The organism is Streptomyces umbrinus, assembly GCF_030817415.1.
Taxonomy (GTDB): Bacteria; Actinomycetota; Actinomycetes; order Streptomycetales; family Streptomycetaceae; genus Streptomyces; species Streptomyces umbrinus_A.
This window is the reverse complement of record NZ_JAUSZI010000002.1, coordinates 7,496,601-7,511,368: the sequence shown is the minus strand read 5'-3', so window position 1 is coordinate 7,511,368 and position 14,768 is coordinate 7,496,601. Positions and strand designations below refer to the sequence as shown.

General features: G+C 69.9%; 11 protein-coding genes. 4 read left to right on the top strand and 7 right to left on the bottom strand.

The window, feature by feature from the left end:
• Positions 1–22: 22 nt before the first annotated feature.
• Both QF035_RS33240 and QF035_RS33235 read left to right on the top strand, forming a co-directional pair.
• On the top strand, positions 23–1,837 hold the full coding sequence (locus tag QF035_RS33240; RefSeq protein ID WP_307524114.1) for a glycoside hydrolase family 3 protein: 1,815 nt from the start codon (positions 23–25) through the stop codon (positions 1,835–1,837).
• Between the two features lie 153 nt (positions 1,838–1,990).
• Complete coding sequence (locus QF035_RS33235; protein WP_307524112.1) at positions 1,991–2,632, top strand: hypothetical protein; 642 nt, start codon at positions 1,991–1,993, stop codon at positions 2,630–2,632.
• 63 nt (positions 2,633–2,695) lie between these two features.
• On the opposite strand, the gene QF035_RS33230 is transcribed toward QF035_RS33235, so the two are convergent.
• The 7 genes from QF035_RS33230 to QF035_RS33200 form a co-directional block, all read right to left on the bottom strand.
• Entirely contained in the window at positions 2,696–4,144 is a 1,449-nt protein-coding gene (locus QF035_RS33230) for a S28 family serine protease (protein WP_307524110.1), read from the bottom strand.
• A 144-nt stretch (positions 4,145–4,288) separates the two neighbouring features.
• On the bottom strand, positions 4,289–4,681 hold the full coding sequence (locus QF035_RS33225; RefSeq protein WP_307531623.1) for a hypothetical protein: 393 nt from the start codon (positions 4,679–4,681) through the stop codon (positions 4,289–4,291).
• A gap of 134 nt (positions 4,682–4,815) precedes the next feature.
• The gene (locus QF035_RS33220; protein ID WP_307524108.1) at positions 4,816–8,550 is read right to left on the bottom strand and encodes an ABC transporter ATP-binding protein; all 3,735 of its coding nucleotides are present in this window, start codon (positions 8,548–8,550) and stop codon (positions 4,816–4,818) included.
• A gap of 129 nt (positions 8,551–8,679) precedes the next feature.
• On the bottom strand, positions 8,680–9,696 hold the full coding sequence (locus QF035_RS33215; protein WP_307524106.1) for an esterase-like activity of phytase family protein: 1,017 nt from the start codon (positions 9,694–9,696) through the stop codon (positions 8,680–8,682).
• A gap of 555 nt (positions 9,697–10,251) precedes the next feature.
• Complete coding sequence (locus tag QF035_RS33210) at positions 10,252–11,109, bottom strand: calcium-binding protein (RefSeq protein WP_307524104.1); 858 nt, start codon at positions 11,107–11,109, stop codon at positions 10,252–10,254.
• A gap of 251 nt (positions 11,110–11,360) precedes the next feature.
• A complete protein-coding gene (locus QF035_RS33205) occupies positions 11,361–11,960 on the bottom strand; it encodes an AAA family ATPase (protein ID WP_307524102.1) in 600 nt (199 codons plus the stop codon).
• Complete coding sequence (locus tag QF035_RS33200; RefSeq protein WP_307524100.1) at positions 11,957–12,874, bottom strand: serine hydrolase; 918 nt, start codon at positions 12,872–12,874, stop codon at positions 11,957–11,959. The genes QF035_RS33205 and QF035_RS33200 overlap by 4 nt, the downstream gene beginning before the upstream one ends.
• A 248-nt stretch (positions 12,875–13,122) precedes the next feature.
• Here QF035_RS33200 and QF035_RS33195 point away from each other — a divergent pair, with 248 nt between their 5' ends.
• Together QF035_RS33195 and QF035_RS33190 are read left to right on the top strand one after the other, a co-directional pair.
• Positions 13,123–14,103, top strand: a complete 981-nt coding sequence (locus QF035_RS33195) for an AraC-like ligand-binding domain-containing protein (RefSeq protein WP_307524098.1) — start codon at positions 13,123–13,125, stop codon at positions 14,101–14,103.
• Between the two features lie 188 nt (positions 14,104–14,291).
• On the top strand, positions 14,292–14,765 hold the full coding sequence (locus QF035_RS33190) for a hypothetical protein (RefSeq protein WP_307524096.1): 474 nt from the start codon (positions 14,292–14,294) through the stop codon (positions 14,763–14,765).
• Positions 14,766–14,768: the final 3 nt, after the last annotated feature.

Genomic DNA, 14,768 nt, shown 5'->3' with positions numbered 1-14,768 from the left:
GCCCTCTCCGGAAGGAGCGCACGTGCACACCTCCAGACGTACGCTGCTCGCGGCGACCGCGGGCGCGGCGGCGGTTGTCGCCGTCGGCGGCGGTCCGGCGCTGGCCGAGGACGACGACACCGCCAGGCACGACGACAAGAGGCTCCGGGCCCTGATCTCCCGTATGACGCTCGAAGAGAAGGTCGGGCAGCTCTTCGTGATGCGGGTGTACGGGCACTCGGCGACCGCGCCCGACCAGGCCGACATCGACGCCAACCTCAAGGAGATCGGCGTACGCGATGCCGCCGAGCTGATCGCGAAGTACCGGGTCGGCGGGATCATCTACTTCGGGTGGGCGCACAACACCCGTGACCCGCACCAGATCGCGGACCTGAGCAACGGCATCCAGAAGGCCGCGCTGGCACAGCCCCGCGGGCTGCCCGTGCTCATCTCCACCGACCAGGAGCACGGCATCGTCGCCCGCGTGGGCAAGCCCGCCACGCTCTTCCCGGGTGCCATGGCCCTCGGGGCCGGCGGCTCGCGCACGGACGCCCGTACGGCGGGGCGGATCGGCGGTGCCGAACTGCGCGCGATGGGCGTCCGGCAGGACTACGCGCCGGTCGCCGACGTGAACGTCAACCCGGCCAACCCGGTCATCGGCGTACGGTCCTTCGGTGCCGATCCGCAGGCGGTGGCGGGGATGGTCGCCGCGCAGGTGAAGGGGTACCAGAGCGCCGGGGTCGCCGCCACGTCCAAGCACTTCCCGGGGCACGGGGACACCGAGACCGACAGTCACTACGGCTTCCCGGTCATCGAGCACACCGAGGCGCAGTGGGCCGAGCTCGACGCTCCGCCGTTCCGCGCCGCGATCGCCGCCGGGATCGACTCGATCATGACCGCGCACATCATGGTTCCGGCGCTCGATCCGTCCGGCGACCCGGCGACCCTCTCCCGGCCCATCCTCACCGGCATCCTGCGCGAGCGGCTCGGCTACGACGGGGTCGTGGTGACGGACTCGCTGGGCATGGAGGGTGTCCGGACCAAGTACGGGGACGACCGGGTGCCCGTGCTCGCGCTCAAGGCCGGTGTCGACCAGCTCCTCAATCCGCCGAAGCTGGACGTCGCCTGGAACGCGGTCCTCCAGGCCGTCCGCGGGGGCGAGCTGACGGAGGCGCGCCTCGACGAATCGATCCTGCGGGTGCTGCGGCTGAAGGCCAAGCTGGGGCTGATCAAGGATCCGTATGTCACTCGGCGCGGGGTGGACCGGGTCGTGGGGATCTCGTCGCATCTCAAGGCCGCTGATCGCATTGCCGAGCGGACCACGACTCTTCTCGTCAACTCCGGTGGGCTGCTGCCGCTTTCGCGTCGTACGCATCGGACCGTTCTTGTCGTCGGGGCCGATCCCGCCTCGCCGTCCGGGACCACCGGGCCGCCCACGACCGTGCTCGGCGCCGCGCTGACCGAGCTGGGCTTCACGGCGACTGTTCTCTCCACGGGCACGGCCCCCACCGACGCGACCATTGCGAAAGCCGTCGCGGCGGCCCAGGGCGTGGACGCGGTGCTCGTGGGGACGTACAACGTCACCGCCGCCTCCACTCAGCGGACGCTCGTGAACCAGTTGCTCGCCACGGGTCGGCCGGTGGTCGCGCTCGCCATCCGCAATCCGTACGACGTGGCCCAACTGCCCGATGTCAAGGCCTACTTGGCGGCGTACTCCTGGACGGACGTCGAGCTGCGCGCCGCCGTGCGCGTGCTCGCGGGGCGTGCCGACCCGGTGGGCGAACTGCCTGTGCCGGTGCAGAAGGCGGACAAGCCGACGGAGGTGCTGTACCCCGTCGGGCACGGTCTGAGGTACTAGCCCCGACGTACCGGGCCCGGCCTACTGGGCCTGGCGTACGGGACCTACGCCGCACACCCGGCGCACCGACCCCAACTGACGCAAAGCACCCCGTACGCCTGGCGGGGCCCGCCACGACGGGTCACGCTGGGCGGGGGGATCGGGGGGAGTGCCATGCGCGATGGACGGGGCGTGGGAGCACGTCGTACGGGGATGGTGTGCGGGCTGCTGATACTGGTGGCGGCGACGCTCACGGGATGCCAGCAGTCGTCCGGGACCGAGGAGCGCAGGCTGGACGAGGCGACTCCGGCTCCGACGCGGGCCTCGGGATACGGGGTGGTGTTCCTCGCGATCGACGAGTGCAGTTCGTTCGGGCGCGAGTCGTTCACCGAGGTGCCGTGCACCAGCGAGAAGGCGGCGGCCCGGGTGGTCGCGCGGCACGACGGGAAAGTCGGCGAGGGGCCGCCCTGCCCCGCCACCACGGACTTCGTACTGCACATCAGCGAACAGAAGCCCTCGGCCGACGAGGACGGCGACGGCGCGGTCCCGCAGGGCTACGCCTGTATGCGCAATCTTGAGGCCCCGCATCCGGGCGACCCGGGCGGCGGCGGTGGCCCCCGCACCATCGTGGGCGACTGTGTCTACAGCGCGGGCGAGGGCGAGGTCCGTGAGACGTCGTGCGACAGCACGGGCAAGAAGGCGCCGGAGTTCAAGGTGACCGCGGCGGTGGAGAAGCGCACCGGCTGCCCGCCCTCGACGGCGCTGTACGTCCAGCTGGGCGGGCCGAAGCCGGTGGGCTGCGCCCGCCCGGTGTAGCCCCGGGGTTTCCCCGGGGACTCCACCGAACGGGCGCGGCAAAGCGATTGCGGCGTCGGCCGGTTACGGCCTGAGCTGACGCTCCGCCTTGCGCTTGTCGAGCTTCGAGTCGTACTTGGCCAGCGGCTTCGCCTTGTCCGGGTTCGCCTGGACCGCGGCGGAGGCGACGCCCGCCCACTCCAGGATCCGGGCCGTGGCGAGGGCCTTCTGGTCGGCGACGAGACCCGCGACGTTGGCGCCGTGGTTCATGCCGGGGGCCGTGAAGACGTACGAGTCACGCGCGCCCTTCCCGAGGTGGAACGGCTCGGCGCCCCACGGGTCGTTCTGGCCGTACACGAACAGCATCTGGTTCGCGTTGCGCTTCACCCAGGCGTCGACGTCGTGCATGGCGCCGGGCTGGAACTTCATGGAGATGTCGCGCGGCACGAAGTTCCGCGGCGGCTGGTAGCCGTACCGGATCAGCTTCTTCTCGATGTGCGGGAAGCCGATGGTCGGCGCGCCGAGCTGCGTACCCGCCTGGTAGTAGTACGGCGTGTACGGCTCCAGGCCCTGGTCCGTGTAGAAGGAGAAGCCGGAGATCGTGTCGACCGACGTCCAGATCTCCTCGTCGGTCGCGTTCTTCGCGTCCGCCGGGATCGACTCGCAGTCGGCGAGGGTGCTGTACTGCCAGAAGCCCCAGACGTAGTCGAGGACGACCGCCTCGTAGGCCTTGTCCAGGCTGCCGACGGTGTTGAAGGTGTAGCCCTCGGCGGCGGCCACCTCCTTGTACTTCTTCTCCAGTGCAGTACGGCGGACGAGTGCCTCGCGCTGCACCGCGTTCAGCCGGGTGCGGCACTCCTTGGTGCCGACCTTCGCGAAGAACCGGTCGTACGCCGAGTCCTCCTTGTTCACCACGTCGTTGGGGGCGACGTACGCGACGACGCCGTCCATGTCACGCGGGTAGAAGCGCTCGAAGTAGGTGGCGGTCATGCCGCCCTTCGAGCCGCCGGTGGAGACCCACTTCTTGTCGTAGATCGGCTTGAGGGCCTTGAAGATGCGGTGCTGGTCGCTGGCGGCCTGCCAGATGTCCAGCTTGGTCCAGTCGGCCGGCGCGGGCCGGGACGGAGTGAAGTAGCGGTACTCCATCGAGACCTGGTTGCCGTCCACGATCTGGGTCGGCTCGCGGCGACTCGGGGTCGTGGAGACGTTGTAGCCGCCGGTGTAGAAGACCGTCGGGCGGGCCGTGTCCTTGTGCAGCACGGTGATCCGCTGCTGGAAGGTGCCCTTGGACGGCTTCCGGTGGTCGACGGGCTGGGTGTAGTTGAGGACGAAGAAGCGGTAGCCCGTGTAGGGCTTCTCCTCGATCAGGCTCATGCCCGGGATCGCGAGGAGCCGGTCCTTGATGTCCGCGGCGTCGTCGGTGACGACCTTCGTGCCGGTGGCGTCCGGCTGGGCGGCGGTGGCCGCCCCGGCCGTGCTCACGGTGCCTATCAGCACCACGAGCGACAACAGCCATCTGAGCGTCTTGCGCATGCGTTCTCCCCTGAATACGCAGATGTCCGCCGGAACCTAGCGGAGCAACTGCTGTCGCACCAGGGGATGTTGGGTGCATTACGGACAGGATGGTACGAAGATCGCGCAACTCGGCCGGGAGAGTCCGCTCGGCGGAGAATCCGGTCAGCAGAGAATCCAGCCCGTGCTCACCGAGCCCGAGCCGACGGCGCCCTTGATCCACACGCAGCGGTTGCCGGCGTGCACCTTCACCGGGCCCGCGTACCTCTTGAACATCCCGTCGTTGGGGACCGCCTGGTTCCCCCACGCCCGCACGCTCACCATCATGTACTTGCGGGCGCCCACCTTCTTGGGACGGGTCACCGCGCAGACGTAGCCGCGCTTCTTGTAGACCTGCACGTACCCGGTGGAGAAGGTCACCGTGCGCACCTTCCGGCCGGGGCACGGGCTCGCCGCCGACGCCTCGCCCACGCCGGGGCCCGCGAGCGCCAGCAGCCCCGACGCGGTCACCAGAGCGGTGCCGAGCGCCAGACGTCGGCGTATCACGCCCATGTCCACTGGTGTCCCTTCCACGGCCCGCAGCAATCGGCGTACTGATGTACGGACGCATGACGTACGGCGGATGGTTGCGTCGTCCGGCCGACGGAGCCCTTCCGCGCCCGCGGAGAGGGACAGCGGAAGGGGCTACTGCGTCACTTCGACGTACTGACGGTCGCGACCTCGTCCTGGTCGGGCTCCCCCACGAACGTCCGCCACAGCTCCGCGTACCGGCCGCCCCGTGCGAGCAGTTCGTCGTGTGTGCCGTCCTCCGCGACGCGGCCGTCGGCCACGACCACGACGCGGTCCGCGCGGGCGGCCGTGGTCAGGCGGTGGGCGACCACCAGTGTGGTGCGGCGGCCCGCGATGCGGTCGGTGGCCTGGTTGACCTGGGCCTCGGTGGCCAGGTCGAGGGCGGCGGTGGCCTCGTCGAGGAGCAGGATGTCCGGGTCGACGAGTTCCGCGCGGGCCAGCGCGATCAGCTGCCGTTGCCCGGCGGAGAGGTTGCGGCCGCGTTCGGCGACCTCGTGGAGGTAGCCGCCGTCCAGCGTGGCGATCATGTCGTGCGCGCCGACCGTGCGGGCCGCCGCCTCCACCTCGGCGTCGCTCGCGTCCGGACGGCCGTACGCGATGGCGTCCCGGACCGTGCCCAGGAACAGGTACGCCTCCTGCGGGACGACGCCCAGACGGTGGCGGTACGACGTGATGTCGAGGGAGCGCAGATCGGTGCCGTCGACCGTGACCCGGCCGCCGGTCGGGTCGTAGAAGCGGGCCACGAGCTTGACGAGGGTCGACTTCCCGGCGCCCGTCTCGCCGACGAACGCGACGGTCTGCCCGGCCGGGATGCTCAACGAGACCTCGCTGAGGGCCTCTTCTGCTTCGTCGGCGGAGCCGTACGCGAAGTCCACGTCCTCGAAGACGATCTCGCCCCGCAGGGACAGCACTTCGAGCGGCTCGTCGGCGGCCTTCGTCGACGTGGGCTCCTGGAGCAGTTCCTGGATCCGGCCGAGCGAGACGGTCGCCTGCTGGTATCCGTCGAAGACCTGCGAGAGCTGCTGCACGGGGGCGAAGAACAGGTCGATGTAGAGGAGGTACGCCACCAGCGCACCCGTGGTGAGGGTGCCCGCGTCGACCCGGCCCGCGCCCACGATCAGGACCGCTGCCGCCGCGACCGCCGACAGCAGCTGCACGAACGGGAAGTAGATCGAGATGAGCCACTGGCCGCGGATACGCGCCTGGCGGTAGCTGTCGCTGCGCTCCGCGAACCGCTCACCGCCCGCGCCCTCGCGGCGGAACGCCTGGAGGATCCGCAGCCCGGACACCGACTCCTGGAGGTCCGCGTTCACCACGGACACGCGCTCACGGGCGAGTTCGTACGCCTTCACGCTGGCCCTGCGGAAGAAGAACGTACCGATGATCAGCGGCGGCAGCGTCAGGAAGACGACCACTGCCAGACCCACGTCGATCACCAGCAGGGCGACCATGATGCCGAAGAAGGTGACGACCGAGACGAACGCCGTGACCAGGCCCGTCTGGAGGAACGTGGACAGCGCGTCCACGTCCGTCGTCATCCGGGTCATGATCCGGCCGGTCAACTCGCGTTCGTAGTAGTCGAGTCCGAGGCGCTGGAGCTGGGCGAAGATCTTCAGACGCAGCGAGTACAGGACGCGTTCGCCCGTGCGTCCGGTCATGCGGATCTCGCCGGTCTGCGCCACCCACTGGACGACGACGGTCACCAGGGCGAGGGCGGACGCGGCCCAGACGGCGCCGAGGGCGACCTCGGAGACGCCCTGGTCGATGCCGTGCCGGATCAGGACCGGCAGGAGCAGACCCATGCCCGCGTCCACGGCGACCAGGCCGAGACTCACGAGGAGGGGGAGCCCGAAGCCGCGCAGCAGACGCCTCAGGCCGTACGACTCCTCCGGCGTGACCGCGCGTGCCTCGTCGATCTCGGGAATGTCGGTGGCCGGGGGCAGCGCGTCGACCTGGGCGAGGAGTTCGGGGGTCGCGGGCGATCCGTCGAGGGCGGTGTCCTTGGGCTCGCGGTCACCCGTCCACAGGTGTGGGGTGACGCCCCGCTCGGCGTCGAACTCGGCGTCCAGCTCCTCCCGTACGGAGGTGTCCTCCTGCGGACAGGCCGGCCGGGCGTGACCGGGCGAGACGCCGCCCAGCTCGTCCGGGTCGGTGAGCAGGCGCCGGTAGAGCGGTGACCGTTCCGTCAGCTCGCGGTGCGTGCCGATGTCGGCGAGGCGGCCCTCGTCGAGGACCGCGATGCGGTCGGCGAGGTTCAGGGTGGAGCGGCGGTGGGCGATGAGGAGCGTGGTGCGGTCCGCCATGACCTGCTTGAGGGCCTCGTGGATCTCGTGCTCCACACGGGCGTCCACGGCCGAGGTCGCGTCGTCCAGGACCAGCAGACGGGGGTCGGTGAGGATCGCGCGGGCCAGTGCCACACGCTGGCGCTGGCCGCCGGAGAGGGTGAGGCCGTGCTCGCCGACCTTGGTGTCGTAGCCCTCGGGCAGCGCGGCGATGAAGCGGTCCGCCTGGGCGGCCCGGGCCGCCTTCTCGATCTCCTCCCGGGTGGCCTCGGGACGGCCGTACGCGATGTTGGCGCGGACGGTGTCGGAGAAGAGGAAGGAGTCCTCGGGGACGAGCCCGATCGCGGCCCGCAGCGAGTCGACGGTCAGCTCGCGCACGTCGTGGCCGCCGATGAGGACCGCGCCCCTGGTCACGTCGTAGAAGCGGGGCAGCAGGAGGGAGACCGTGGACTTGCCGGAACCGGAGGAGCCGACGACCGCGAGGGTCTCGCCCGCGCGGATCTCGAACGAGAGGCCGTCCAGGACCGGGCGGCTGTCCTCGTAGGCGAAGGACACGTCGTCGAACTCGACGGTCGCGGGGGCGTAGGCGGGCAGCGGTTTCGTGCCGTCCTTGATCGACGGCCGGGTGTCGATCAGCTCCAGGACGCGCTCGGCGCCGGCCCGGGCCTGCTGGCCGACCGTGAGGACCATCGCGAGCATGCGGACGGGTCCGACCAGCTGGGCGAGGTAGGCGGAGAAGGCCACGAAGGTGCCGAGGGTGATCTGCCCCTTGACCGCCAGCCAGCCGCCGAGAGCCAGCATGGCCACCTGGCCGAGGGCCGGGACCGCCTGGAGCGCCGGGGTGTACCTGGAGTTCAGCCGGATCGTGCGCAGCCGGCCCGCGAAGAGCTTGCGGCCGATCTCGCGGAGCTTGCCGGTCTCCTGGTCCTCCTGGCCGAAGCCCTTGACCACGCGTACGCCGCTGACCGCGCCGTCCACGACACCGGCAACGGCGGCCGCCTGCGCCTGGGCGTACCAGGTGGCGGGGTGGAGCTTGGAGCGGCTGCGCTTGGCGATGACCCACAGGGCCGGGGCGACGGCGAGGGCGACCAGGGTGAGCGGCAGCGACAGCCAGGCCATGATCACGAGGGAGATCAGGAAGAGCAGTACGTTCCCGACCGTCATCGGGAGCATGAACAGCAGTCCCTGGATGAGCTGGAGGTCGCTGGTCGCGCGGCCCACGACCTGGCCGGTCGACAGCTCGTCCTGGCGACGGCCGTCGAGGCGGGTGATCGTCTCGTACATGTCCGTGCGCAGGTCGTGCTGGACGTCGAGCGCGAGGCGGCCGCCGTAGTAGCGGCGGATGTAGGTGAGTACGTAGACGACGACTCCGGCGCCGATGAGCGCTGCGGCCCAGGGGGCCATGCCCCGGGTGTGGTCCCCGACGACGTCGTCGATGATCACCTTGGTGACCAGCGGGACCAGGGCCATGACGGCCATGCCGCCGAGCGAGGCGCCCAGCGCGAGCACGACGTCCTTCGGGTACCGCCAGGCGTACCCGGCCAGCCGTCGTGCCCATCCCCGCTGTGTCGCCACGAGTGCCTTCCATCCGTCCAGTCGTTCTGATCGTCCGGAAGGCACCAACGCGGACGGGAGGGGATTTCATCCCTCCGCAACAATCGGGGCAGTAGTGGGGCGGTAGTCGGGGTGGTGATCCGGGCAGCGTCAGAGGCGGATCCGGAGGGAGTAGAAGCGGGTGATCTGGACCGGGTTCTGGTTGTCGTCGCTGACCAGAAGCAGGTTCAGCCGGCCGTGGCGGCCGCCCGTGACCGCGAGACCCTCGATGTTGTCGAGGAGCGGGTTGGGCTGGGGCTGCTTGGCCTGGGCGCCTAGTGAAGGACAGTTCACGAGGTCGGCGAGCAGGGTCTTGCGGGCGAGGCGTACGCCGCTCTGGCCGCTCAGGGTGTCGATGCCGGACGTGTCCGTGGCGCGGCGCAGGTCGGCCAGGTAGAGCCGGACCGTGTTGCCGACGCCCGCGGTGAAGCCGCGTTCCAGGACGAGGAGGCGGCCGTCGGGGGTGGCCGTGGTCTCGGAGACGTTCAGACCGGTGTCGGTGCGGTAGCCGTACTGCGCGTCGAGGGCGAAGTGGCCCCGCTGCCGCTCCCAGGTCTGGAAGCGGACGATGCCCGTGGTGTCTCCCGCGAGGGAGCCCTCCATGCCGGCCAGCAGGGTGTGGCGGCCGGGGAGGAAGGTCAGGCCCTCGAAGGTCTGGTTCGAGGTGGCCCGGCCCACGGGGGCGACCCTGAGCGCGTCCGGTACGGGGAGGCGGTCGAGGATGCCGCCGTCGCGGGCGTAACGGCGTATGGAGGGCTCGGTCTCGGACGACACCAGTCGGGTGCCGTCGCGGTCCACGGCCAGGCCCTCGGAGTCGAGCGCGGCACCGCTCTCGTCGGCGAGCGGGACGACGGCGGCGGGCCGGAGCGTCTTCCGGTCCAGCGTGAAGAGTGCGGACCGGTCGGAGACCGCGGCGATCCGGCCGTCGCGGTCCACCGCGAGCGCGGAGAAGTTGCCGACGAACGTGCCCTCGTACGTCGTCTTGTCGAGCGCGTCGGAGAAGCTCTCGATGGAGACGGAGGGCGAACAGGCGTTGCCGCGCTGGGCGTTGGCGGGCGCTGCCGCGGTGAGGCAGGTGGCTGCCGCCAGGGCGGCCGTGACGGTGGCGAGGAGTGGTCTCAGGCGCATGGCGTCACGGTAGGCGGAGGTGGGTTGAGGGGGAGGGTACTGGCCGTTAATTCCAGGTAGGCGGAGGGACGGTGGGCTTGGCCAGGGAGCGCTCGGGGCCGGGGGCGGAGGTTCCGGGGAGCCGGAGGTTCCGGGGGGGGCGGGCGGCCGGGAAGCCGGAGATGCAGGGGCCCGGGGAGCCCGAGATTCCGTGGAGCTAGGGGATTTCGAGGGCCGGGCGGCCTGGAAGCCAGGAAGGCCGGGAAGCCGAGGATTCCTGGGAACCGAGGACTCCGGGGAGCCCGGCGGGCCGCACAAGCTGGGCAGCCGGGAAGCCCGGCGAGCCAGAGAGCCAGGGGCCGGGAAGGTGGGCGGCCGGAGGCCCAGGAGGCTGAGGACCCCGGAATGCCCAGAAGGGACACGGGGAGCCCGGCAAGTCCGGGATTCCGGGGAGCCCGCGGGATTCCGGCGAGCCCGGGATTCCGGCGAGCCAAGGGCCGGAGTCGAGGGCCGGGGATCGGGAGCCGGAGTCGCGTGGGCACCGGTGCCCACGCGGCTCCGGCCAAGTCCCGGGCCTCAGTCCTGGTAGACCTTGTTGTTGCCCGCGCCGCCGGAGAGCGTGTCGTTGCCCTCGCCGCCGTGGATCACGTCGTCGCCGGTGTTGCCGAAGATCGTGTCGTCGCCCTGCAGGCCGTACAGGGTGTCGTTGCCCCTGCCGCCGTAGAGGGTGTCGTTGCCGGAGCTGCCGCGCACGATGTCGTCGCCGTCGTCCCCGTACAGGGTGGTGTAGCCGAGGTCGTCCTCGCCGGTCACCGTGAGGATGTCGTTCCCGGCACCGCCGCTGCAGTGGTAGGCGCAGCCGGTGAGGATGGTGTCGTTGCCGGCTTCGCCGAAGGAGCCGTTGACCCAGACACCGTCGATGCCCTCGAGGTGGTCGTCGCCGTCCCCGCCCTGGAGGACGTTCGCGCCCTTGCCACGGATGACGTCGTCGCCCGGGCCGCCGTCGAGGGTGCCCTGCGTGAAGACGTCGTCTCCGACCGTCACGGTGTCGTCGCCGTCACCGAGGTCGACGTCGTAGATGTCCGAGTCGTCGGACCCCAGGGGCTCGGGCTCCACGCACTCGACGACGGTGTGGTCGGTCGCCGACGGGTACGTACACACGTCCGTGCTGGTGATGGTGATCTCGAACTTGTCCCGGAAGGTGACGAGGTAGTCGCCGCCGAACTCGTCCGGGTCGACGTCGATGGCCTTGGTGGAGATCTGGAGGTCGTTCACCTGTCCGGCGGCGGCCCGGTACCAGATCGCGCCGTCATAGCGCTCGACGGTGGCCGTGGAGGCCGCCGTGTCGGCTTGGGCGGCGGGCGCGGCGAGTACGGCTCCTCCCAGAGCCAGGACGAGGGTGGAGGTGGCGGCGATGCTTCGTAAAACGCGCATGCGAAAGAGGCCCTTCGTGGAGTGCGTGCTGAACGGAGTCGGAGTCGTGGTCGACGGCGAGGGCGCCGGTGAAGTCGTCGGCGCCCTCGCCGCGATCGGCGATCGGACGGCCGGTGCGGTCCGTACGGTCTGTGCTGTCCGTGCGGTCTGTGACGGGTGTGCCAGGTGTTGTTTCCGATCACCCATTCAGACAGCGGACCGGGGGTGAGGGTTGCACCGGAAAATCGCTTCTTTTCGCCGAACTCCGCAGGTCAGCGGGGGTTGCTAGCACTCCGTGGTGAGCTCTTGCGGAAGCCCGGGTGAACGTTCTCCCTCATCGCGGAGGCGCCCTGATGCCGGACCGTCGTCATGACGAGTTTCGCGACCGTGGCCGGCGGCATGCCGGTGGTGGCGATCAACTCGGCCTCCCCGCGCAGCCAGAGCAGTGCCTCGTCGTAGTCGTGGAGATGGTCCAGGCGCCGCCGGCGGGAGCCGACGCTCTCCGGGTCCGTGTCGTTCTGGATGCGTTCGACGAGCGTGTTGTGGTCGGCGTGCAGGACGAAGTGGCGTAAGGGAATGCCCGCTTGGACCAGTCCCGTGCGGATCTCACGCCAGTACGGCTTCTCCAGCACGGTCTGCGGCACGACCAGCGTGCCGCCCACGTGGTCGAGCACCTGCCGCGCGGTCTCCACCACAAGACCGCGCCACGGCGGGAACTCCTGGAAGTCACGGGCGGGCTTCCCCAGGACGTGCCAGAGCATGTAGCCGACCTGTTCGGCGTCCAGGAGCCTGGCGTCCGGGAGGAGGGTGGTGAGTTGCCTGGCGGTCGTGGTCTTGCCGACGCCGAAGGCGCCGTTGAGCCAGATGATCATGAAGCGGGCACCGCCGGGAAGGCTTCCTGTGGGTCGGTCGTGGGCGTGTAACGCTGCGCTCTGGTCGGCACGAGGTCCTTGTGGATGGCTTTGGCCACGGCCTGAATCGTCGTCACGCCGTAGTTCATGGTGCTGTTGCCGTGGGTCAGGACCGAGATCGTGTAGTCGTGGCCCGCGCCCTTGAAGGTGCCCACACTGTGGACCCGCCAGCCGTGCGTGGAGCGGGACAGCCAGCCGTTCTTCACATGGACGGCGACGGAGGAGGGCGCTCCCGCCGGAGTGCCCCAGCGCTGCGAGGAGACGACCCTGCCCATGAGCTTGAGCACGTAGGCCCGGGAGTTGTCGCTCAGAACCGTGTTCCTGGCGGTGAGCAGCGCGAGGAGCTTCTGCTCGTCCTGGACGGTGATCTGGGTGAGGCCCCAGTAGCCGTTCGCCCCCGGTTTGGTCCGGGTCATACCGGCCGCGCTGAGGAAGCCCTTCACCTTCGTCGTGCCGAGCTGGTTCCAGAGCTTGGCCGTGGCCGCGTTGTCCGACTTGGTGATCATGGCGGTGGCCAGATCGGACTCCCGCTGGGTGAGAAGGCGGTTGGTCTTCTTGGCGTCCCAGAGAAGCGTGGCGAGGACGGTCACCTTGACGACGCTGGCCGAGTCGTAGGCCTGGGTCGGTCTCAGCGCGCAGGTGGTGTTGGTACTCCGGTCGTGGAGGCCGACGGCCACGGTGCCTCCGCGGTTCGCGAGGGCCGTGGTGATGTCCTTCTGCAGTTTGGTGGCCAGGGCCGGCTGGTTCGACGTACAGGTCGCCTGCGGTGTCGCGGCCGCGGCCGCTGGTGCCACGGCCACGGTGAGCGGCACTAGGACACCGGCACCGAGGCCCGCACAGAACACACGGGTACGCCGGGATATCCGGTGAGTCATCGAGTACTTCCATCCCCTCGGGTACGAACGAGCGCGCCTCGGCGCACTCGCCTCTCTCGACTCACCGGGACGGCCAGAGGTTGTACGCGGGTTTCTGGAAGGGGAGTTGGGCGGGCTTTGGGCCCGGAGAGGACACGTACCAGGACGCGTACCAGGTGCGCGGGGTGAGGTGCACCGGCAGAGGTGGCAAGGGGTGTTCGGCTTGTTCGGAGGTGCTGTTCCGGGCCGGCCACGGCAACACTGAGGTCATGGAGGTGGTCAGCACGGCCGAGGTGCCGGTGGCAGAGCGATTCGCCTTCTGGCGCGAGATGAGCTCGAGGATGTGGGTGCCTCTCGACATACGCTGCGAACCGCACGGGGAAGGCGCGTTTCGCGCCCGGGCCGGTTTCAACGGGATCGGTCCTGTGCAGGCGACTCTGCTCACCGCGACGCCGCATTCGATCCATCGCACACCCAGACTGGTCCGCCAGGCCGATCCGGAATCGTTCCTCGTGACCTGTGCCGTACGCGGTCGTGTGGTCGGGGAGCAGGACGACCGGCGTGCGGTGCTGCGCGCCGGCGATCTGGTCCTGCGCGACAGCTCACATCCCTATCTGACCCGGCTGGTACCGAGCGGCCCGACGGGGCAGGTGCTGGTCCTGCGGTTCCCGCGTTCGTCGCTGCCGTTGCCCGCCCGGGAACTGCGGCATCTGTGCGCGGTCCGCATCCCGGGCACCCGGGGCGTCGGTGCGCTGTCCTCGGCCTTCCTGCTGCAACTGGCCCGGCAGATGCACGAGTTCAGCCAGGCCGACACCGTGCGGCTGGCCACCCTCACCCTCGACGTGCTCACCGCCGCGTTCGCCCACGCTCTGGACATGGAGAAAGTGGTGCCGCCTCCCACCCGGCAGCGTGCGCTCATGGCGCGGATCCACGCCTTCATCCGGGACAACCTCGGCGACCCGGATCTGACCCCGGACGCGATCGCCTCGGCCCACCACATCTCCCTGCGCTACCTGCACAAGCTGTTCCAGCGGGACGGGTACGCCGTCGCCGGCCACATCCGCGCACGACGTCTGGAGCAGTGCCGACGCGACCTCGCCGACCCCCGGCTGGCCGACCGCCCGATCCACGCGATCGCCGCCCAATGGGGTTTCACGAGCCCCGCCCACTTCAGCCAGACATTCCGTAACGCCTACGGCCTCGCGCCAAGCGAGTTCCGCCGTCACGGCACAGCAGTGCGCGCTGACTGAAGACCTGTGCACGCCTCCGTAACGACAGACCCGAGTGCGGAGCGCATCCTCCTTCAGAACGGGCGGAGTACGGGGGTGCACGCATGCACACCACGCCTGCTCGAACCGGCGCGGGACGTCCGGATCCCAAGGCACTGGTCCGGCCGTCCGCACGGTCAAGTACACGAGACAGGAAGGTAAATGCCCACATGACAAGCGCACCACGTGTGTCACGAAAGGGACTTCTGGCCGCCATCGCCGCGTTCATGGTCCTGCTTTCGGCGCTCTCGATAAGCGCTCCGCCGGCAGGAGCGGCCGAGAGCCGACGCTGGCCCGAGCTGAGTCAGTACTGGCCCGACGGCAGGAACGGCGGGCCCAGGGAGTACGCGTTCCACGATGTGAGCACGGACACGCGGAACTACCACCTCAACCACTGCCCGCGCGGGTACCTGTGCGTCGCCGCCGGTGAGGGCGACGGTCAGCACACCGTCTTCATCCTCTACTACTGCACCTCACGCTCCCTCTACTACTTCCATGACAGGGGTGCGGTCACCAACAACCAATACGGTTCGTGGGCCAGCGTGATGTACGAGGATCATTCGCCCTACACACTCATCGAGTCGAACAACCGTTCAGTGTCCATTCCCTGGGACCCGATCTACTACCTCGACCCCTGCATCTGACGC

Bases quoted from the DNA above. Each gene is read 5' to 3' on its own strand.
- QF035_RS33235 (WP_307524112.1), top strand. From the start codon at position 1,991: ATGCGCGATGGACGGGGCGTGGGAGCACGTCGTACGGGGATGGTGTGC.
- QF035_RS33230 (WP_307524110.1), bottom strand. From the start codon at position 4,144: ATGCGCAAGACGCTCAGATGGCTGTTGTCGCTCGTGGTGCTGATAGGC.
- QF035_RS33215 (WP_307524106.1), bottom strand. From the start codon at position 9,696: ATGCGCCTGAGACCACTCCTCGCCACCGTCACGGCCGCCCTGGCGGCA.
- QF035_RS33210 (WP_307524104.1), bottom strand. From the start codon at position 11,109: ATGCGCGTTTTACGAAGCATCGCCGCCACCTCCACCCTCGTCCTGGCT.
- QF035_RS33205 (WP_307524102.1), bottom strand. From the start codon at position 11,960: ATGATCATCTGGCTCAACGGCGCCTTCGGCGTCGGCAAGACCACGACC.
- QF035_RS33200 (WP_307524100.1), bottom strand. From the start codon at position 12,874: ATGACTCACCGGATATCCCGGCGTACCCGTGTGTTCTGTGCGGGCCTC.
- QF035_RS33195 (WP_307524098.1), top strand. From the start codon at position 13,123: ATGGAGGTGGTCAGCACGGCCGAGGTGCCGGTGGCAGAGCGATTCGCC.
- QF035_RS33190 (WP_307524096.1), top strand. From the start codon at position 14,292: ATGACAAGCGCACCACGTGTGTCACGAAAGGGACTTCTGGCCGCCATC.